Annotated in this window: 15 protein-coding genes; 9 read left to right on the forward strand and 6 right to left on the reverse strand. The window is 55.6% G+C overall.

All coding sequences use genetic code 11. From position 1 onward, the window contains the following. Window positions 1-8: 8 nt before the first annotated feature. Window positions 9-944: a ketopantoate reductase family protein gene (locus ACTHYN_RS04365; protein ID WP_441811280.1), complete on the forward strand. Its 936-nt coding sequence runs from the start codon at window positions 9-11 to the stop codon at window positions 942-944. 90 nt (window positions 945-1,034) lie between these two features. Here the strand turns inward: ACTHYN_RS04365 and ACTHYN_RS04370 are convergent, their stop codons facing one another. Genes ACTHYN_RS04370 through ACTHYN_RS04380 form a run of 3 tightly spaced genes read right to left on the reverse strand, consistent with a single transcriptional unit; the run spans window position 1,035 to window position 4,611 of the window. Then, window positions 1,035-2,177: an acyl-CoA dehydrogenase family protein gene (locus tag ACTHYN_RS04370; protein ID WP_441811281.1), complete on the reverse strand. Its 1,143-nt coding sequence runs from the start codon at window positions 2,175-2,177 to the stop codon at window positions 1,035-1,037. Window positions 2,178-2,187: 10 nt separating this feature from the next. After that, complete coding sequence (locus ACTHYN_RS04375) at window positions 2,188-3,384, reverse strand: acyl-CoA dehydrogenase family protein (protein WP_441811282.1); 1,197 nt, start codon at window positions 3,382-3,384, stop codon at window positions 2,188-2,190. Between the two features lie 57 nt (window positions 3,385-3,441). Continuing rightward, window positions 3,442-4,611 carry an acyl-CoA dehydrogenase gene (locus ACTHYN_RS04380; protein ID WP_441811283.1) on the reverse strand — a complete coding sequence of 390 codons (1,170 nt, stop codon included), beginning with the start codon at window positions 4,609-4,611 and terminating at the stop codon, window positions 3,442-3,444. A 247-nt stretch (window positions 4,612-4,858) separates the two neighbouring features. Between ACTHYN_RS04380 and ACTHYN_RS04385 the strand changes: the two genes are divergently transcribed. The 8 genes from ACTHYN_RS04385 (at window position 4,859) to ACTHYN_RS04420 (ending at window position 15,228) form a co-directional block, all read left to right on the forward strand. Continuing rightward, the gene (locus ACTHYN_RS04385; protein ID WP_441811284.1) at window positions 4,859-6,220 is read left to right on the forward strand and encodes a hypothetical protein; all 1,362 of its coding nucleotides are present in this window, start codon (window positions 4,859-4,861) and stop codon (window positions 6,218-6,220) included. Between the two features lie 256 nt (window positions 6,221-6,476). Continuing rightward, on the forward strand, window positions 6,477-7,271 hold the full coding sequence (locus ACTHYN_RS04390) for an IclR family transcriptional regulator (protein ID WP_441811322.1): 795 nt from the start codon (window positions 6,477-6,479) through the stop codon (window positions 7,269-7,271). Between the two features lie 172 nt (window positions 7,272-7,443). Further along, window positions 7,444-9,537: a 3-hydroxyacyl-CoA dehydrogenase NAD-binding domain-containing protein gene (locus ACTHYN_RS04395; protein ID WP_441811285.1), complete on the forward strand. Its 2,094-nt coding sequence runs from the start codon at window positions 7,444-7,446 to the stop codon at window positions 9,535-9,537. Window positions 9,538-9,620: 83 nt separating this feature from the next. Continuing rightward, entirely contained in the window at window positions 9,621-10,805 is a 1,185-nt protein-coding gene (locus ACTHYN_RS04400) for an acetyl-CoA C-acyltransferase (protein WP_441811286.1), read from the forward strand. Between the two features lie 75 nt (window positions 10,806-10,880). Further along, the gene (locus tag ACTHYN_RS04405) at window positions 10,881-11,861 is read left to right on the forward strand and encodes an NAD(P)H-dependent flavin oxidoreductase (RefSeq protein WP_441811287.1); all 981 of its coding nucleotides are present in this window, start codon (window positions 10,881-10,883) and stop codon (window positions 11,859-11,861) included. Window positions 11,862-12,042: 181 nt separating this feature from the next. Further along, window positions 12,043-13,425 (forward strand): hypothetical protein, encoded by a 1,383-nt coding sequence (locus ACTHYN_RS04410; protein ID WP_441811288.1) that lies wholly within the window; start codon window positions 12,043-12,045, stop codon window positions 13,423-13,425. After that, on the forward strand, window positions 13,422-13,961 hold the full coding sequence (locus tag ACTHYN_RS04415; RefSeq protein WP_441811289.1) for a ricin-type beta-trefoil lectin domain protein: 540 nt from the start codon (window positions 13,422-13,424) through the stop codon (window positions 13,959-13,961). Before ACTHYN_RS04410 ends, ACTHYN_RS04415 begins: the two co-directional genes overlap by 4 nt. A gap of 154 nt (window positions 13,962-14,115) precedes the next feature. Continuing rightward, on the forward strand, window positions 14,116-15,228 hold the full coding sequence (locus ACTHYN_RS04420; RefSeq protein WP_441811290.1) for a helix-turn-helix domain-containing protein: 1,113 nt from the start codon (window positions 14,116-14,118) through the stop codon (window positions 15,226-15,228). Here the strand turns inward: ACTHYN_RS04420 and xdhC are convergent. Genes xdhC through xdhA form a run of 3 tightly spaced genes read right to left on the reverse strand, consistent with a single transcriptional unit; the run spans window position 15,200 to window position 20,008 of the window. Continuing rightward, complete coding sequence (gene xdhC, locus ACTHYN_RS04425) at window positions 15,200-16,084, reverse strand: xanthine dehydrogenase accessory protein XdhC (RefSeq protein WP_441811291.1); 885 nt, start codon at window positions 16,082-16,084, stop codon at window positions 15,200-15,202. The two genes, ACTHYN_RS04420 and xdhC, sit on opposite strands and share 29 nt — an antisense overlap. Window positions 16,085-16,086: 2 nt before the next feature. Further along, a complete protein-coding gene (xdhB, locus tag ACTHYN_RS04430) occupies window positions 16,087-18,465 on the reverse strand; it encodes a xanthine dehydrogenase molybdopterin binding subunit (RefSeq protein ID WP_441811292.1) in 2,379 nt (792 codons plus the stop codon). Beyond that, a complete protein-coding gene (xdhA, locus tag ACTHYN_RS04435; protein ID WP_441811293.1) occupies window positions 18,458-20,008 on the reverse strand; it encodes a xanthine dehydrogenase small subunit in 1,551 nt (516 codons plus the stop codon). Before xdhA ends, xdhB begins: the two co-directional genes overlap by 8 nt. Between the last annotated feature and the right edge of the window lie 76 nt (window positions 20,009-20,084).

Consider the following 20,084-nt stretch of genomic DNA (forward strand, 5'->3'; position numbering starts at 1 on the left):
TTCTGATCATGAATAACAAACCCAGTATTCTAATTTTGGGAGCCGGAGCGATTGGCGGCTTTTACGGTGCTATTCTCAAAAAAGCCGGTTGTCGGGTGAGCACCGTATTGCGTTCAGACTACGAAGCTGTCAAAGCTCAGGGTGTGCGTATTAACAGCCCGCTCGGAGATCTGTCCTACCGGCCCGACCAGGTATACCGGGAGGGTGACTTGCCCGATGAAGCGCCGGACTTTTTGATTGTTTGTGTGAAGATATTACCCGGCGTGGACCGAATTCAGCTGGTTGCTCCGTGGATTGGCGAGAAAACCTGCCTGGTGTTGATCGAAAACGGCCTGGACATTGAAAGAGAGCTGGCAGACGCCTATCCCGGTAACCCACTTATAAGCTGCCTGGCTTTTATTGCCGTGAGCCGGGCAGAGACCGGCGTGGTTGAGCATAAAGCCTATGGCAAGTTGGTAATGGGGCAGTATCCAAAGGGGGTTGATGACAACTGTCAGGTCTTGTCACAGCTGTTTCAGGCGGGCGGTATTAATGTTGGCTTGACCGAGCAGGTGGTGGGAGAGCGCTGGCGCAAGTGCCTCTGGAATACGCCGTTTAATCCGCTGTCGGTCATTGCCAACGGTGCCGATACCCGCACCATTCTGGATACGACAGGCGGCGAAGAGCTGATCCGAGCCATGATGCGTGAGGTGATGGATGTCGCTGCGGCAGAAGGCTATCCAATAGATGAAGCACTGCTGGAAAAGAACATCGCCGGCACCCGGAAAATGCCTGCCTACAAGAACAGCATGGCGATGGATTACCTGAACGATCGCCCGATCGAGCGGGAGGCCGTGCTGGGCAATGTGGTGGCCATTGCGCAACAGCATGGCATTGCTGTGCCGCATCTGAACACGGTACTGGTTACGCTTAAAATGCGAGCAGCGTTGGAGGGGCGGGAGTAGTGGTTCGAAAACAGGGGGTGGCAAAGCCACCCCCGAAAAAGACCTCTGACTAATCCGAAAGAGGCCTCAGGCTCACCAATCAATAGGGGTTTAGCCAGCCTGTAAAAACGAGGCGTAGCGCTCCAGATGAAAATCATCATCACCCAGCTGATGGTTGATCATGATCAGGCGCTTGGCATAGTGGGCGAAGTTGTATTCCCAGGTCATGCCGATGCCACCATGAGACTGTATGCCCTGTTCTGAAATAAACTGCCCACTGCGGCCGATGATGTTTTTTGCGGCGGCCAGCACGCGGCGGCGATCATCACTCTGCTCTTCGTCTGCCACACTGGCGGCCAGGATGGCCATCGAGCGGGCCTGTTCCAGTTCAGACATCATGTCTACCATGCGGTGCTGCAGCACCTGAAACTTGCCAATGGGCACGCCAAACTGCTTGCGCTGCTTGAGGTAGTCCAGAGTCAGCTCGTTGGCCGCTTCCATAACGCCGACAGCCTCTGCACACAGAGCGGCAATCGCACGGCCGGTTTGATATTCAATGACCTCTGCGGCTTGGCCCTCTTCACCCAGCAGTGCATCGGCGCTTACCTGAACGCTGTTCAGAGTAAGATCGCAGCCCTTGAAGCCATCCATGGTGGGGTAACTCCGACGCTCGATTCCGGCGGTATCCGGCTTCAGGGCAAATAAACTGATGCCGCTGGCATCACGGGCGTCACCGGAGGTGCGTGCGGACACCAGAATAAGGTCTGCACAGTGTCCGCCGATAACGACGGCCTTGTGGCCATTGAGCACATAGCCGGTGTCGTTTTTCTCAGCACGGGTTTCCACATCGTTGAGGTTGTAGTAACTCTGGGGCTCCTGAAGTGCAACTGCCGCTTGCAGTTCGCCGCTGGCAATGCCGCTCAACCAGGTTTCTCGCTGGCTGTCGTTGCCTGCCTGGTTGACCAGGCCCCCAGCAAAAATAACAGACTGCAGGTACGGTTCCAGGCACAGGCCGCGGCCCAGTTCGGTCATGACTGACTGTACTTCGACACCGCCACCGCCGAAGCCGCCCAGCTCTTCGGAGAAAGGCACGGCTGTCAGCCCCAGTTCACCGAATTGCTTCCAGAAATCCACGCTGAACCCGGCCTCGGTTTCGCTGAACGCCATGCGCTTTTCAAAACTGTATTCGCCACGCACCAGGCGGGCGACGGTATCCTGCAGCATCTGCTGCTCTTCATTGAGTTGAAAATCCATGGTCGCCTCCTTAAAGCCCGAGAATCATTTTCGATACAATGTTTTTCTGGATCTCGTTGGATCCGCCGAAAATCGAGAGCTTACGGTTATTGAAATACTGAGCGGACAGGGGCGCTGCGTTCTCGTCTGACAGGAACTCGCCTTCATAGTCATAGTCCAGCTCTTCTTCCACAAACGGGATGGCGTAGGGCCCAATGGCTCTGCGTGCCAGATCGTTAATGGCTTGGCGAATTTCTGTGCCTTTCACCTTCAGCATGGAGCTTTCTGCACCGGGCATGCCGCCACCTTCAACCGCATCAATAATTCGCAGGTTGCTTATGGTCGCTGCAGTCAGATCAATTTCCACCTTGGCAATGCGCTGGCTGAAGGCTGTGTCTTCAATCAGCGGGCGACCGTTCTTGAGTCGACGGGAGGCCAGCGTTTTCAGGTGCGACAGTGCCGCTTTGGACATACCGATCCCGGCGAGGCCGGTGCGCTCATAGGTGAGCAGGAACTTGGCATAGGTCCAACCCTTGTCTTCTTCACCGATAAGATTTTCAACGGGGACTTTTACGTCTTCAAAGAAAACCTCGTTCACTTCGTGCTCGCCATCCAGGGTGATGATCGGGCGCACGCTGATGCCCGGTGTGTTCATATCGATCAGCAGAAAAGAAATGCCTGCCTGAGGCTTTACTTCGGTGTTGGTGCGCACCAGGCAGAAAATCATGTTGGCGTGCTGGCCAAGTGTGGTCCAGGTTTTCTGGCCATTCACAATATAATGATCGCCCTCACGCACGGCACGGGTTTTCAGCGAGGCCAGATCCGAGCCTGCGCCCGGTTCGGAATAACCCTGGCACCACCAGTCTTCACCGCTGAGGATGCGAGGCAGGTATGTTTGCTTCTGCTCTTCGTTGCCAAACTGGATGATGACCGGCGCCACCATGTTCACGCCGAACGGAATGGAGCGGGGAACACCGTAGTGGCAGGACTCTTCGTCCCAGATGTGTTTCTGAATGGGCGACCATTCCACACCGCCGTACTGTTCCGGCCAGTGGGTGGCGTACCAGCCCTGCGCCGTGAGAATTTTTTGCCAGCGTTGATGGTCTTCTTTGGACAGGTGGCGGGCACCCTTCACTTTGGCCGAAATATCGGCCGGCAGTTTTTCATCCAGGAAAGCACGCACTTCGTCGCGGAAGGCAAGCTCCTCGGCGGTGTAGTTCATGTTCATTGGTTAGCCTCGTAATGTTTAACGGTTAAGCTTGAAATGAATGTGAAAGCGCCGGTATCAGCTAAACGCTGCAATACCTGTCTGGCCGCGCCCAAGAATAAGGGCATGAACATCGTGAGTGCCTTCATAAGTATTAACCGCCTCTAAATTCATCACGTGACGGATTACGTGATATTCGTCGGAGATACCGTTACCACCGTGCATGTCGCGGGCAACCCGGGCGATATCCAATGCCTTACCGCAGTTGTTGCGTTTGAGCAGAGATATGGCATCTGGTGTGGCCTCGCCCGAATCCATCATGCGTCCAAGCTGCAGAACCGCCTGCAGGCCCAGCGTGATCTCTGTTTGCATGTCTACCAGCTTTTTCTGGATCAATTGGTTGGCGGCCAAGGGCCGGCCGAACTGCTTACGCTCCAGGGTGTAATTCCGGGCTGCGTGCCAGCAAAACTCAGCAGCGCCCAAAGAGCCCCAGCTGATGCCGAAACGAGCTTTGTTCAGGCAGCTGAACGGGCCTTTCAGGCCGTTTACTTCCAGCTTGTTTTCGTCTGGTACAAAGACCTCATCCATAAAGATGGAACCGGTCTCCGAGGCGCGAAGCGAGAACTTGCCCGGAATCTTCGGTGTTTCCAGGCCTTTGGAGCCTTCGCGCTCGACTACAAAGCCGGTCACTGTGCCGTCCAGCTTGGCCCAGACTACGCACACGTCGGCGATAGGCGAGTTGGTGATCCAGGTTTTGGAGCCGCTCAGCAGGTAGCCGCCGTCCACTTTTTTGGCGCGGGTTTCCATGCCACCCGGATCAGATCCGTGGTTGGGTTCGGTCAAGCCGAAGCAACCAACCATTTCGCCAGAGGCCAGCTTGGGCAAAATGCGTTTTTTCAGAGCTTCCTGGCCGAACGCATGAATTGGGTGAATAACCAGTGAGGACTGAACGCTCAAGGCAGAGCGATAGGCAGAGTCAACACGTTCTACTTCGCGGGCGATCAATCCGTAACAGACGTGGCTCAGACCTGGGCCGCCATACTCCTCTGGTAGAGTGGCCCCAAGCATGCCCAGTTCGCCCATATCGGTGAAAATGCTGCGGTCGAACGTTTCATGGCGGTTGGCTTCGGCGATGCCAGGCATCAGGCTCTTATCACAGAAACTGCGAATGCTGTCCCGAACCTGGCGCTCGGTTTCATCCAGTTGCTTGTCAAACTGCAGCAGGTCATCCCAGGGGGCGGAAGCCATAATGTTACTCCTCAGTAAAATCAGTTATTAACTTGTTCAATCAGAATGCTCAGGTTGCCGGTGAAATCTGTAAACTCGGCAATAAAATATTCCGGGCTGCCTTGTCGTTTGTGCTAGTATTGTTCCGTTAAGCGAAACTAAGTTTTGTATTGGCTTGTCAAAAAGACTAATCCGGGTTTGTGTGAAATGCAAGCGGAGACCGTCACTGACGTCGCAACTATGAACAGGAGGCAAGGGCAGGGCAGGCATGAGTACTGCAGATCGTTGGTTGTTACCTTTGGCCGTTTTGCTTGAGCTGGTTGCTATGTGTATGTCTAGCACAGAGCTCGGCGCACTGGCGGGAGTGCTGTTTGTTTTTTGCTTTTTGTGGGCGGGCGGCCGACTACAGGCGTACTCGCGTGTGTTGTTGTTGCTCTCTCTGGTGACGGTGGCATGGTTGGGGTTTCGTGGTTATCTGGGCAAGGGGCAGTTGATCAAGGCATCCGCCGATGCCGCGTTTTACGCGGCCTTTCTTGGTAGCTTGGGCATGATGCAATGCCTGGTAAGGCGCTTTGAGGTCCTGCGGCGGATTCACGATGTTTTATTGGGTGGGCGGCCGGTTTGGCTGTATCCAAAATACGCTCTCGTGAGTTGTAGCATAGCCTCGGTGCTGAGCTTTGGCATGATGAACCTGTTGTGCGGCAGCCTTTCGGAAACCCTGCGGGAACGGGAAATTACCGGGGAGTCTCGTCGGCAATGGCTGCGCAGCGTACTGGTCAGTGCACTCCGTGGTTTTGCGCTTGTGCCCCTTGTGGCGCCTACCAGTGTCGCTGTGGCCATACTGACCCGAGAGCTACCCGAGTTGAGCTGGTCCATGCTTTTGCCCTACGGTATCGCGGCTTCGATCGTGCTGGTTTCGGTTGGCTGGATGCTGGAGCATCGCCGCTTTCGTGACGTCAGCGGTGAGCGCGTGGCGCTGACTCGAATACCGACTGGCACGTTCCGGCTACTTGGCTTGGTGCTGCTCGTGTTCGCCGTTATGGCCGTTATTGTCTTTTTGACTGATTTTAAGGTGTCAGCTGCAGCCATGCTGGCTGTGCCCTCGGTTACGCTTCTGTACATGGCGTGGCATGAACGATCGCTTAAGGCTGTGGTTAAGGAGGGTGCCGTCCAGGTTTCAGCGATGAATAATGAGATGGCGATTTTTTCAGCGTCGGCGATCCTGGGGGGCACACTGGCCAGCGTGATTCCAAACGATGCTCTGAGTGGCCTCGTTACATCCGCTGGCGGAATGTGGGTGCTTGCCGTGGCCGGTCTTTTGATGCTGCCGCTGCTTTCAATGATTGGCATTATCCCGATTACGGTGCTTAGCGTTCAGGCTGGTCTGCTGCCGCAACTTATTGCGGAGGGCATGGATCCGGTTTTGATATCGGTAGCTTTGGTGATTGGTTTTTCCCTGGCTATGATGCTTTCGCCCTTTGGGCCATCTGTGATGCTGCTGTCGCGTTTTGGCCAGGTGTCTCGTTCGGTGGTCGCGTTCCGCTGGAATGGCGTGTTCGTATTGATTGCTGTGCCTGCGCTGCTCGTGCTTCTGGCCCTCGAGATTGTTGTGTTGCCCGTGGTTGGTTGAGGGTATTTTGTCAGGTAAAACCACTTACCAATAAATGGTGGTGGCTGCTGGTTTTTCGACCCGGAGTGTAAGAGATCGTGAAAACTGAAAGGTAAGTGTTTCGTTTTAGAGCAAATTTGTGGTGCTTGGATTCATCACACATTAAAATGCAGCATACTCTACATATATAAGATTTATAGCCTAGGGCACGGAATCAGGCGACGTCGTTGGAGGACGCCACACTATGCCAAATGCAAAAACCGCTTCACTGGAACTGATGGCAGCCTCCAGTGATGACGAACCGGTGAAGCCGGAGAAAGATAGGAAATTCGTTGAGGCGCTGTCTCGTGGCCTGGATGTCCTGCGGGCTTTCAGTCATGGGCCGGTTATTCTGGGCAATCAGGATATTGCCCGGCTTACCGACCTGCCTAAGCCAACCGTGTCCCGCATGACCTACACACTGACCAAACTTGGATACTTAAGCTATAACACCCAGCTGGAAAAGTACCAGCTCAGCTCCGGTGTGCTGGCACTGGGTTACGCCTATGTGTCCAACCTGAAAGTTCGTCAGTTGGCCAAGCCTTACATGGATGAGTTTGCCCGTCAGAATAATATGTCCATTGGCCTTACGTGCCGCGATCGCCTGCATATGATTTACGTGGAAAATCGCCTGCCGCCGGAAGCTTCGCTTCTGCGTATGGATATCGGCGTTAAACTCCCAATGGCAACGACATCTGCAGGCCGGGCCTACTACTGTGCCATTTCAGACAAAGCGCGCAAAGTTATAGATGACGCACTGGAGCTGAAATATGGCCCGGAATCCTGGCCTGAGAAAAAAGCGGGACTGGAGCGTGCCATGGAAGACTATGACGAGCATGGGTTTTGCTTGTCGCTTGGCGAGTGGGACCGCAATATCAACTCTGCCGGTGTTCCTGTTCACCTGCAAGACGGCACCACCATGACGCTGACCTGCGCTGCGCCTTCTTATCTGGTTCCGGCTGAAAAGCTTCGAAGCTCTATTGCTCACCAGCTGGCGATGCTGGCAAGTGATATTGAATCACTGGGGGTTTAAACCGGTCAGACCCTCTGGCGCCCGGGCTTTTCGATAAAACCGTAGAATTCGTTCTGCGGTTTTTTTATGCCTGGATTTTAATTGATGGTTGAAACACAGCACAAACTTGTATTAAATCGTACTTATGTTTCGCTTGTTAAAACTAAATTCCATATACAGCGAGGAAAAGTTTATGCCAGAGGTCGTAACCTACAATCGTGAAGGCAGTATTGGCGTAATTACCGTGAATTATCCGCCGGTCAACGCCCTTAGCCATGCGGTGCGTTCAGGCTTGGTCGCCGCGCTGGAGCAGGGGCAGAAGGACGCCGACGCCAAAGTGCTTTTGCTGGTCTGTGAAGGTCGCACCTTTATAGCGGGTGCTGACATCCGTGAATTTGGTAAGCCCATGCAGGAGCCAAGCCTGCCTGCGGTGGTTGAACAATTCGAAAACAGCGATAAACCTCTGGTTGCCGCTATCCACGGTACCGCACTCGGTGGCGGGCTCGAAACGGCGCTTGGCTGCCATTACCGGGTTGCGTTGAGCAGCGCCAAAGTTGGCCTGCCAGAAGTAAAACTTGGCTTGCTGCCAGGAGCTGGTGGCACGCAGCGTTTACCGCGCCTGGCCGGTGCACAAAAAGCACTGGAAATGATTACGTCGGGTGAGTTTGTCGGTGCTAAAGACGCGCTGGCGTTTGGCATTGTGGATGTCGTTGACGAGGGTACCGACGTGAAAGCGGCAGGTTTGGCCTACGCAAGGCAGATTGCTGAGGAAGGCAAGCCCGTGCGTCGGGTTCGCGATCTAACGGACAAAATTGCCGCGGACAAGGGAAGCGACGTGTTCGAACAGTTCCGGGCCGTATTGCAGAAGAAGGCCCGTGGCCAGTTTTCCCCGTTTAAATGCGTAGACGCTGTTGAGGCGGCGTTTAACCTGCCATTCCCTGAAGGCGTGAAGCGCGAACGCGAACTGTTTATGGAGTGCATGGATTCGCCCCAGCGCGGAGGCCTGATCCATTCCTTTTTCGCAGAACGTGAGGTTTCCAAAGTTAAAGGGTTGTCGAAGGATACGCCGGTACGTGATGTGAAGAGCGTCGGTATCATTGGCGCTGGCACCATGGGTGGCGGTATCGCCATGAACTTCGCCAACGCGGGCCTGCCCGTGACTATTGTGGAAATGAAGCAGGAAGCTCTGGACAAAGGGCTGGGCATTATTCGCAAGAACTATGAAAGCTCTGCGAAGAAGGGGCGTATTACCCAGCAGCAGGTGGAAGACCGGATGGCGCTGATCACCGGCAGCCTGAACTATGATGATTTCAAAGACGTGGATCTGGTGATTGAGGCTGTGTTTGAAAACATGGCGGTGAAGAAAGAGATCTTCACCAAACTGGATGCGGTGTGTAAACCCGGCGCCATTCTGGCCTCCAACACCTCTACCCTGGATATCGACGAAATTGCCTCTGCTACCAAACGGCCGGAAGACGTGGTGGGCATGCACTTCTTCAGTCCCGCCAATGTTATGAAGCTGCTGGAGAATGTTCGCGGTAGCAAGACCTCTGACGAGGTAAAAGCGACCGTGATGGCCGTTGCAAAGAAGATTAAGAAGGTGGGTGTGCTGGTTGGCAACTGCCACGGGTTTGTGGGCAACCGCATGCTGCACAAGCGCGGCGCCGAAGCTATGGCGTTGGTCAATGAAGGCGCCACGCCACAGCAGGTCGATAAAGTGCTGACGGATTTGGGCTATCCCATGGGTCAGTTTGCCATGTCGGATCTGGCGGGTATTGATGTGGGGTATCGCATCCGCCAAGAGCTTCGTAATGCGGGTGAAAACGTAGCGTCGAGCTGGATGGATAAGCTTGCGGAGCAGAATCGCTTTGGTCAGAAAACCATGGCGGGTGTTTACAAGTATGAGGAAGGCAGCCGCAAGCCGATTCCGGATCCTGAGGTAAAGCGGATTATTGAGGATTTCCGTAAGGAGCAGGGTATCGACTCCCGTGAAATTACGGATCAGGAGATTCTTGAGCGCTGCATGTATGTGATGGTGAATGAGGCGGCCAAGATTCTTGAGGAAGGCATTGCTGATCGGGCTCTGGATATTGATGTGGTCTGGATTTATGGCTATGGCTTCCCGGCTTATCGTGGTGGGCCTATGTTCTGGGCGGATCAGATTGGTCTGGATTCGATTCTGGCTGCTGTGGAGAAGTATCACGGTGATGTGGGTGGTGCGCAGTGGGAGCCTGCCCCGCTGTTGAAACAACTGGTTGCTGATGGGAAGAAGTTTGGCGACTTGTAAGGCCAATTTGAGCACCGGGTTTGTATCTTTTTCCAGTTACCTTAAACAGGTAAGTGCTCCATTTTTATTTCGAGGTCACTTTTATGTCAGACGCAGTTATTGTTTCTACGGCTCGTACCGGTCTTGGGAAGTCTTTCCGGGGCGCTTTGAACAACACCCACAGTGTCGATATTGCCGGCCATGTGATTAAGCACGCTGTTGCTCGTGCGGGTATTGATCCGGCTATTGTTGAGGATGTGATTCTTGGTGCGACCTTCCACGAAGGCGCCCAGGGCAAGAACATGGCGCGCCTGGCAGCTATTCGTGCAGGATTGCCGGTGACGACGGCGGGGATGTCTATCAACCGTTTTTGCAGTTCCGGTCTGCAGTCTATCGCTATTGCTGCGCAGCGTGTGGTATCCGAGAAGGTGCCGGCGATGGTGGCTGGTGGTGTGGAGTCTATTTCTCTGGTGCAAAACGATAAGCTCAACAGCTTTCATGCCAGGAATGAGTGGCTGATGAAGCACAGGCCTGAACTATACCTCTCGATGATTGAGACGGCCGATATCGTCGCCCAGCGTTATAACGTGAGCCGTGAGTCTCAGGATGAGTACGCCCTGATTTCCCAACAGCGCACGGCTGCGGCCCAGGAAGCGGGCAAGTTTGACGATGAAATTGTGCCCTTCGACGCCACCATGATGGTGAAGGATAAGGAAACCGGCGACGTTAGCCAGAAAGACGTCACGCTGACTCGCGATGAGTGTAATCGCCCGAACACCACGCTTGAGGGCCTTCAGGGTTTGAACGCGGTGCGTGGAGAGGGCAATTTTGTGACCGCCGGCAATGCCAGTCAGTTGTCTGACGGTGCCTCGGTTTGCACCGTGATGAACAGTACCTATGCCGAGAAAAACAACATTGAGCCCATGGGTATTTTCCGTGGTTTTGCCGTAGCCGGGTGTGAGCCGGATGAGATGGGGATTGGTCCGGTGTTCGCCATTCCTCGTTTGCTGGAGCGTAACGGCCTGACCATGGATGACATTGATCTGTGGGAACTGAACGAAGCTTTTGCGTCTCAGGTGGTTTATTGCCGTGATCGTCTTGGCATTCCCATGGAAAAGCTGAACGTGAACGGTGGCTCTATTTCGATCGGCCATCCATACGGCGTTACCGGGTCTCGTCTTGCAGGCCATGCCTTGATTGAAGGCAAGCGCCGGGGCGCTAAATACGTGGTGGTTACCATGTGTATTGGTGGCGGCCAGGGGGCTGCAGGTCTGTTCGAAGTGGTATAGCGCTTGCCGCGGCAACCGAGTTTTATCGCGCGGTCATTAGCACTCAATACGCACAACAAGCATCGGAAAGAAATCATGAAAACCCGAATTACAGAACTGTTTGGTATCCGCCACCCGATTATTCAGGGTGGTATGCACCATGTTGGTTATGCCCAGATGGCCGCGGCCGTCTCTAATGCCGGTGGTTTGGGTATTATCACCGGGCTTACGCAACCTACACCGGAAGATCTGGCGAAGGAAATTGCACGGTGCCATGAACTGACCGACCAACCCTTTGGTGTGAATCTTACCTTTTTGCCTTCATTCAATGCGCCTCCTTACCCTGAATATATCGATGCGATCATTGAGGGCGGGGTAAAAGCCGTTGAAACCGCGGGCCGCAGCCCGGAAAAATACATGGCGCAGCTTAAAGCTGCCGGTATCAAAGTTATTCATAAATGCACCTCTGTACGTCACGCCCTCAAAGCGGAAAGGATTGGCTGTGATGCGGTCAGTGTTGATGGCTTCGAATGTGCGGGTCACCCAGGTGAAGACGACATACCAAACTTTATTCTCCTGCCCCGGGCGGCGGAAGAACTGACGATTCCGTTTGTTGCCTCTGGCGGCATGGCCGATGGCCGCAGCCTGGTTGCGGCAATGGCTTTGGGCGCAGACGGCATGAATATGGGCACGCGATTTATGGCCACGAAAGACGCCCCCATTCATGACAATGTAAAGCAAGCCATTGTCGAGGCTGACGAGCTGCAAACCCGCCTGATTATGCGCAACCTTCGCAACACAGAACGGGTGTTGAACAACGCCGCTGTGACGGAAATTATCCGGATTGAAAAAGAAAAAGGCGAGGCCGAAACCATTGATGACATTCGTCATCTGGTAACCGGCGTCAAAGGCCGTCTTGTGCTGCAGGAAGGCAAAATGGACGAAGCGGCCTGGAGCTGCGGCATGGTGGCTGGGCTAATCAACGATATCCCCACCTGCGACGAGCTGATTCAGCGCATCATGGCAGATGCCGAGTCTATTGTCCGCCAGCGCTTAACCAGCTTTCTGGACGCCTGACGGCTTAATACTGTTCGAAATGAGGGGGTCGCCTGGCCCCTTCAGACACGCTTTCAAGAAACTGCACACTCCTTGCAAGTTCTGCAAACGCCTTCCTGTGGCGCCCGCCATGATCCGCTCCTATCTTTGTGACCGAACCACCTAGTCAATCCGATATAAAACACAATAAAAGGACGGGACCATGGCTCGATTCATCCTGACCCTATTCGGGGTCGCTACCTTGTTTTTTTCAACTTCCCATGGTGCGAACGCTGATACCGAAGAGGTATACGGGCTCGCACAGGGCTGCTTTGCAGTTCAATCGGCACACAACGATCGCTTCATGCGCCGGTATCAGACCAACGGCACCATTAATGGTGGCTGGAGTTTTGATTTCAGTGCAGTCAGCCCGGAAGACGCTGCGTTGTTCTATATGAAGCCCAGTGAGCTGGGCACCTTTATGATGCGTGATCAGGGCGGCCGGTTTTTGGACACCCGGTTGCCGGCGGATATCACCGCAGGCAACGTGCCGGGCCAGCATGCTAACTGGCGCATAGATGAGCGCATGCAGAGCGGGGAACAGCAATTCCGGTTCACGAGCCTGTCTCTCAACCGCACGTTGAGGCACAACTGGAACAGCCGGGGCATCTACTTGCTTGATTTGCTGAACCCCGGAAACAAGGATAGCGAAGCCTGGTTCCGGCTTGTTCCTGCGCAAAACTGTGAAGATTTCCCGGAAGCAGAGGTGAACATTGCCGGGGATCTTGAGCCATTAAAAGGAAATGCCAACGAACCCGTGCGTGGTTCTATTGATGCGCATACCCACATCACCTCTTACGAGTTCATGGGCGGTACCATGATGGCTGGCTCCCCGTTCCACCCCTTCGGTGTGACCAAAGCGCTTGCCGACAGTTCTGATGTTCATGGTCCCGATGGTTCCCTGGATGTGATTGGTAATCTGATGGGCTTCAACGATATTAATTTCCGCTATAACACCGCGGGTTGGCCAGATTTTCCCTTTTGGCCTAATCATCAAAGCTTGTCCCATACTGGCTACTACTACCGTTGGATAGAGCGGGCCTTTCTGGGTGGCCAGAAAATGATGGTGACCCATCTCGTGGAAAACGAGGTGTTGTGTAACCTGCTCCCAGGCCTATGTTGGCGCCCAGCTGCAGAAATACTTGACCTTGGCGTTCGTGCGGTTTATCCCATTCACCGGTTTGATAATCAGTTTGGCGGCCCCCGAATCGAAAGCGGGCTGATTAATGTGGGCAATAACCTGTCAACAGGGCGGTATTTTTCTACCAGTGCTTGCGACGACGAAACCCAAGGCCAGATGATGTACAACGATTTGGGGCTGTTCGGGCTTGAAGCACTGCTGGGGATTACAGGTTCCACGAATTACGATGAAACAACCGACCAGTGCAACAATCGTGGTCTGACCGACCTTGGCATCTATCTGGTAAACCGGATGATGGACATGGGCATGATTATCGAAGTGGATCATATGTCCCAGCACAGCCATGAAGCAGTACTCGATATTAAGGAACCTGTCTTGATGTTCCTGGCAATGATGACGGCGTGAACAGCGGCGCCTGGGTAGACCATTATGCGTGCCAGCCATTGGCCCGGGATCAGCGCTGGCTGTTCGATGCGCTGCAGGGAACCTTCGCCAACCAGGTTGGCGACAACGCCTTGTGCCTGGACAACAATGGCACACCCTGGAATAACGGCTACCCCAATCTGCAAGCCTGTAATGGCAGTGCCCAGCAAAACTGGCAGTATTCTGGCCAGCGTATCACTAGCGCCGGCAGCAATAGCCATTCTCTTGATGCTTACCGCAGTGGCTGGGTAGGTTTCTGGCAGTCTCATGGTGATGCAAATCAGCAGTGGGAACTGCACATGGACTCTGCAAGTGGGCACTGGGCGGAGTATCGGAGTGGCGAGACTGGCTTATGCCTGACCGCCAGCGGCGCGCTGACGTTCGAACGGCACGCCGACAAGTCATTCCGGTTGCAGCAGGATAGTCGTTATGCCTTGGATGCTGCCGGTACTGATTTGGTGATGTACCAGCACCATGGCGGCAGTAATCAGCGTTGGGTTCCGACACTTCCGCAGTAAATGTTAAGCAGGCAGCTCGGTACATCTCCGAGCTGCTTTCCTTCCATTCGCCATAGCTACTGGCGCCCCGGCAAACGGGTCAATGCCAAACCGGTAAACTTTCTCCTATACTTGATAGAACACAATAATAATATCAATCTTGGAGAGTTCCGCTGTGCTCACGCTCACTGGCTTTGGTTTGGGGTGTCTGGTTTCCCTGTTACTGGTCTTCTGGCGCGATTTCCGGCATTTGCTGGTCGGCAAGGTGTTTATCCTGATTATCATCGCATCGGCCGCATACCTGATAGATCCGCTCGTTCCCTCTCATTGGCGCTGGATAACCTCTGATCTCCAGACTGCCATGCCTGCTCTGTTCTGGGTCCTGTGCCAGCTGGTGTTTGCCGCCAGGCCGCGGTTGGTAAGCGTATGGGGCGCTATGGCTTTATACAGTTTTTTGACTCCCACACTCTCCAGGCCTTTTATAGAGGCAGGGCTTTGGCCTGAGTGGGGCGTTTTTCTGGGCTGGAAACTGGGGCAGTGGTTTGAGTATGTGGTTGTGCTGCACAGTCTTGTTTATGTGGTTCGTCACTGGCGCAATGACTTGGTCGAAGCCCGCAGAAAGGCCCGGTTAGTGTTGCTTTTGGTTCTGGGCAGCGCTGTTGGTATTGCAACGGTTAGCTTGAATTTTGGGATTTACCAGGAAGTTACCCGCAGCATAGTGGTTGGCATGGCGACACTGATGATATTGTTCTGTGCCGTTTCGTCACGGGATGGGTTGCTGGAGCTTGCGCCACCGGGAAAGTCGGCTGGAGAGATGCCGGTACCAGATCAGGAAGTGCGACACCCCATGGAATCGCCGCGCCAGACTGCGCGTCAGACTGATAGTGACGATGCTGAAAAGCTGGCCAACCTGATGGCCAGCGGTTTTTATAAACAGGAGAAGTTAACGCTCAAACAGCTGGCAAAGGCCATTGGTATTCCTGAATACAGGGTGCGCCGGTTGATTAACCAAACACTTGGTTATCGCAATTTTAATGATTACATCAACCAGTTGCGGATTGCGGAAGCCTCAAGTCGTTTGGTTAATACACCGGACGAGCCTGTTTTGAATATTTCGCTGGATGTTGGCTATCGCACGTTGAGTTCTTTCAACCGTGCCTTCCGGGATATTATGCACACTACCCCTACGGCTTATCGGCAGGTCATGAGGTCGGCGAGGGGCTGCGCTGCAGCCCCTCATTACTACAGGTTTTTGAGCTCTAAGCGTCCTTCAGTGCCGGGGGTTTGATGCCCCCCTTGCCATCCGTCTCTTTTGTCAAAGCCTTGAGTGCGGACCAGGATAAGCCTCTTCGCGTGGGCTTTTCCGGGGTGCTGTCGGCAACCAGGTTGAGAAGCTCTGCGGAGATAGAGACCGCAACCTCCATGGGCCGTTTGCCGGGCACATCACTGCGTCCAACCGGGCACCTTATTCTGGCTATGTCTGTTTCGGCATAGCCCCGGTGATCAAGTCGCTGGCGGAAGCGTTCCGCTTTGGTATGCGAGCCAATCAGCCCGATGGATAGCACAGTATCCTGTTTCAACAGGGTTTCACACAGAGCAAAATCCAGCGCATGGCTGTGGGTCAGAATCAGCACATGGCTGTCGGCGCATAAGTCGGGAGCATCACCGGCCGGATCATCCGTGCAGTGCACGGCGGTATTGGCCGGTATCTTGTCCGGGAAGCAATCGCTGCGGGAATCCACCCAGGTTATCCGCCAGGGCAACTCGCCCACAATGCTCATCAGCGACTGGCTAACATGGCCTGCACCAAAAACCACAAGGTGGGCATCGCCGCCGCCCTGGGCTTCCAGTAGTACCGCCACGCTGCCGCCGCAGCATTGGCCGAGGCTGGCCCCCAAAGGAAAGTGCGCCAGTTCATAGGTGTAGTCGTGATTTGCCAGCCGCTCCCTGGCCTGGGCGATCACCCGGTATTCAAGGTGGCCGCCGCCAATGGTGTCGTAACTGTGCTCTGCGGTAACCACCATTTTACTGGCGGGTTCCCGGGGCACGGAGCCGGCTACGCCGAGCACAGTGACCAGCACATAAGGCTGGCCACGGCGCTCGCAGTCGGCAACCGCCTGCACCCATGTTAAATGGTCGCGCATGGCTAGGCCTCCTGACTCACCGGCTTTTCGGTGGTTGCCGTTTGCTCCGCTGCCCAGCGACGGGTAGTAGTGATGGCCCCCAGTACCCGCTCCGGCGTAGCTGGCGTGTCCAGCGGCGGGCTGTAGCGGTAATCGGCAACGCTGGCAATGGCGTCGCGCATGGCCGACCAAACCGACATGGCCAGCATCAGCGGCGGCTCACCCACGGCCTTGGAGCGGAATACGGTCGATTCGGGGTTCGGGCTGGCGGGCAGCAACTCGACCCGGAAATCGGCTGGCGCGTCCGACACGGCCGGAATTTTATAGGTGGCCGGGCCGTTCGATAACAGGCGCCCTTCCTTGTTGTATACCAGCTCTTCCGTGGTCAGCCAGCCCATACCCTGAACAAAACCGCCTTCAATCTGGCCGATATCGACGGCCGGGTTCAGCGATTGGCCAGCATCGTGGAGAATGTCAGTCCGCAGGACTTTGTATTCACCCGTTAACGTGTCCACCACCACTTCCGAGCAGGCAACGCCGTTGGCGAAGTACAGGAAGGGACGGCCCTGGCCGGTGGCCCGGTCATAATGGATCTTGGGGGTGCTGTAGAAGCCGTTCGAAGACAGCGACACCCGGGCCATGTAGGCCTGCTGAACAAAATCGGCCCAGTCAATGCGCTGGTCACCAACACGTACTGTGTTGTTCTCGAACGCGATGTCCTCGGCACTGACGCCATGCGCTTCTGCAGCAAAGTCGACCAGGCGCTGCTTGATCTTCTCACAGGCATCCAGAGCCGCCATACCATTGAGGTCTGTGCCTGAGGAGGCGGCGGTGGGCGAGGTGTTGGGCACCTTGTCGGTGCGGGTGGCCGACACCTTGACCCGATCCAGATCCACCTGGAAGGCCGAGGCGACCACCTGGGCTACCTTGATAAACAGCCCCTGGCCCATTTCCGTGCCGCCATGGTTCAGGTGGATGCTACCATCCGTGTAGACATGCACCAGGGCGCCGGCCTGATTCAGGTGTTGGGCGGTAAAGGAAATGCCAAACTTCACCGGGGTCAACGACAGGCCGCGCTTCAGAATTTGGCTGGTCTTGTTGAAGTGGGTGATCTCTGCACGGCGCTTGCGGTAATCGGAACTGACCTCAAGCTTCTCGATCATGTCCGGCAACAGGTGCTGCTCGATTTTCTGGCCGTAGTGAGTGACATCCCGGCCGGGGCCGTAGAGGTTTCGCTTGCGGATATCCAGGGGGTCTTCGCCGAGGTATCGGGCAATGTCATCCATGGCGCGTTCAATGATCATCATGCCTTGAGGGCCGCCAAAACCACGGAAGGCCGTGTTCGACACGGTATGGGTTTTACAGCGGTGGCCAACCACTCGTGCCTCGCCAAGACTGTAGCCGTTGTCGGAATGGAACATGGCACGGTCAACGATGGCGTCGGACAGGTCAGGGGAGAAACCACAACGCCCGGCGACCATAATGTCGGCGCCACGCAGCACCCCTTGTTCGTCAAAACCGATATCGTAGGTGTTATAGAAATCGTGGCGCTTGCCCGTTTGTACCATGTCGTCGGCACGGGCCATGCGGTATTTGACCGGGCGTCCGGTTTTGCGTGCCAGCAGCGCTGAAATACAGGCCAGCGGTGCCGCCTGGGTTTCCTTGCCGCCGAAGCCGCCGCCCATGCGCCTGACTTCTACCTGAACTTCATGAATAGCCAGGCCAAGCACTTCCGCCACCAGCTTTTGCACTTCCGATGGATGCTGGCTGGAGGTGTGCACGAAGACCCCGGCATCTTCGGTAGGCTCTACCAGGCAGGCCTGGCCTTCCAGATAGAAGTGTTCCTGCCCACCGACGTTCATTTCGCCCTGCAGGCGGTGTGGTGCCTCGGCCAGGGCTTTATCAGGGTCGCCACGAAGCTGGGTGTGGTCCGGGCGTACGAACAGTTTCTGCTCCAGGGCTTCCTGCGCGGTCAGTGCAGTTGGCAGAGGCTCATAGCTGACTTTCGCCAGCCGGGCGGCTTGTCGAGCAGCCCGATGGCTGGTGGCCGCAACCGCGAACAGTGGCTGGCCCACATGTTCTACCAGATCACCGGCGAGTACCGGGTCACCCGGAAAAACCGGGCCGATATCGGTATGGCCGGGCACATCATTAACCGTCATCACCTCAACAACGCCGGGGTAGTTGCGAACGGCGTCCAGATCCATTGCAGTGACGCGGGCGTGAGCGTGGGTGCTCTGGCCTACGGCGGCATGCAACAGTCCTTCTGGCTCGGGTAGGTCATCTATATAGCGGGCCTTGCCGGAAACGTGTTTCCAGGCACTGTCGTGGTACGCCTGCGTACCGGAGAGGCCAGAGGCTGTGTCAGAAGGTTTGGGGGTATTGATCGGGAGCTTACGCATAGTCAGTCACCATGAGCGGCTGGTGGGTTTGAGTTGCGTCTTGAGTGCTTTCCAGAAACGCGCGTTGTAACAAATTACCGGCTACTTGAAGACGGTAGGCTGCAGAACTCCGGACATCAGACATAGGGTCAAACTCCTTCTCCATAGCAGATATGGCATTGAAAATGGTCGTTTGGTTCCATGCCTTTCCTTTTATCTGCGCTTCTGCACCTGCGGCACGTTTGGGTATCGCCGCCATGCCACCGTAGGCAAGGCGACAGTCAGTAACCTGATCACCGTCGCGTTTGACCCACAGCGCCGCCAGGACGGCGGAAATGTCGTCGTCAATGCGCTTGGAAATCTTGTAGATAAACAGTTGCTCATCCGGCTGCGGCGCCGGAATCCATACCCCGCGAATAAACTCGCCAGCTTTCAGGGCGGTCTTTTTATAGTCGAGGAAAAAGTCCTGCACGGGCATCTTGCGGGTGCCTTTGGCGCTGTCCAGCTCCAGGGTGGCACCCAGGGCGATCAGCGTAGGCGGCATGTCGCCGATCGGTGAGGCGTTACCGACGTTGCCGCCAACTGTGCCGCGGTTTCGTACCTGAAGCGACCCCAGTCTTTCGAGCATGGGCCCGTAGTGGGGCCAGCGCTGCTCCAGCTTATGGAACATGGAGGTATAAGTGGCGCCGGCACCAATATAAATACCGTCGTCGCTCTCCCGGATTTCCTGGAGCTCGGCAATGCCGCCAAGCCCGACAATGTGCGTCAGATCTTTCAGCTGCTGGGTGATTTCCAGGGACAGATCAGTGCCGCCGGCCACCATTCGGGCATCGGGTGATTGCTGCAGAATCTGTCGCAGTTCCTCAAGTGTGGCAGGGGCATCAAAACGGGCACCCTGTGTGTCTGACAGGGTGCCACTGGTGACTTGCAACTGCTTGAGCCCGGCGAGCATTTCCGGGGCCTGAAGCCAGGCCGCACCCGCCGCTGCAGCGGGGCCGCTGAGTGCGCCGCCCTGGCTTTGGGTGTTGGCATCTGCCGGGTTGTCATGTGTGGTGCCCGGGTTCCAGGTTTGTACACTGGCCCGACGACCGGCTTCCATGATCGGGCGATAGCCGGTGCAGCGGCAAAGGTTGCCCGACAAGGCCTCGAGCAGTTCGTTATCGCTGGTGCTCGCACCGGCCGCTGCTTTCTCTGTGTGCAGGGCGAACAGCGACATGATGATGCCGGGCGTGCAATAGCCGCACTGGGCGCCGTGGCAGTCGATCATCTCTTTCTGCACGGGATGGCCCGGCTCCGTCTGTAGCGCCTCGACAGTGACCAGGTGCTTGCCATGCAGACTGCCTACGGGAGCGATACAGCTGTTGACGCTGTCATAGCGCAACTGCCCCGAGCGGCTTTCGTCTGGTGTGCCAATGGCAACTGTGCAGGCGCCGCAGTCACCCGAGGCACAGCCTTCTTTGGTGCCGGGCAGGCGTTTACTCATGCGAAGCCAATCGAGAATGCTGAGGTTCGGGTCGGCTCGGTCGAGGGTTTGTTGTTGGCCGTTCAAGTAGAATTCGATCACAAGGTTCACCGCGAATGGTTAAGTTGTTATTTATGGATCGCCACTCCAGAGTTTCTGCGTTTCTGGATAAAAGTTT

It is taken from the genome of Marinobacter sp., from assembly GCF_052091845.1.
Lineage (GTDB): Bacteria > Pseudomonadota > Gammaproteobacteria > Pseudomonadales > Oleiphilaceae > Marinobacter.

Bases quoted from the DNA above. Each gene is read 5' to 3' on its own strand.
- ACTHYN_RS04410 (WP_441811288.1), top strand. From the start codon at position 12,043: ATGGCTCGATTCATCCTGACCCTATTCGGGGTCGCTACCTTGTTTTTT.
- ACTHYN_RS04400 (WP_441811286.1), top strand. From the start codon at position 9,621: ATGTCAGACGCAGTTATTGTTTCTACGGCTCGTACCGGTCTTGGGAAG.
- ACTHYN_RS04380 (WP_441811283.1), bottom strand. From the start codon at position 4,611: ATGGCTTCCGCCCCCTGGGATGACCTGCTGCAGTTTGACAAGCAACTG.
- ACTHYN_RS04365 (WP_441811280.1), top strand. From the start codon at position 9: ATGAATAACAAACCCAGTATTCTAATTTTGGGAGCCGGAGCGATTGGC.
- ACTHYN_RS04395 (WP_441811285.1), top strand. From the start codon at position 7,444: ATGCCAGAGGTCGTAACCTACAATCGTGAAGGCAGTATTGGCGTAATT.
- xdhB (WP_441811292.1), bottom strand. From the start codon at position 18,465: ATGCGTAAGCTCCCGATCAATACCCCCAAACCTTCTGACACAGCCTCT.
- ACTHYN_RS04390 (WP_441811322.1), top strand. From the start codon at position 6,477: ATGGCAGCCTCCAGTGATGACGAACCGGTGAAGCCGGAGAAAGATAGG.
- ACTHYN_RS04375 (WP_441811282.1), bottom strand. From the start codon at position 3,384: ATGAACATGAACTACACCGCCGAGGAGCTTGCCTTCCGCGACGAAGTG.
- ACTHYN_RS04405 (WP_441811287.1), top strand. From the start codon at position 10,881: ATGAAAACCCGAATTACAGAACTGTTTGGTATCCGCCACCCGATTATT.
- ACTHYN_RS04385 (WP_441811284.1), top strand. From the start codon at position 4,859: ATGAGTACTGCAGATCGTTGGTTGTTACCTTTGGCCGTTTTGCTTGAG.
- ACTHYN_RS04370 (WP_441811281.1), bottom strand. From the start codon at position 2,177: ATGGATTTTCAACTCAATGAAGAGCAGCAGATGCTGCAGGATACCGTC.
- xdhC (WP_441811291.1), bottom strand. From the start codon at position 16,084: ATGCGCGACCATTTAACATGGGTGCAGGCGGTTGCCGACTGCGAGCGC.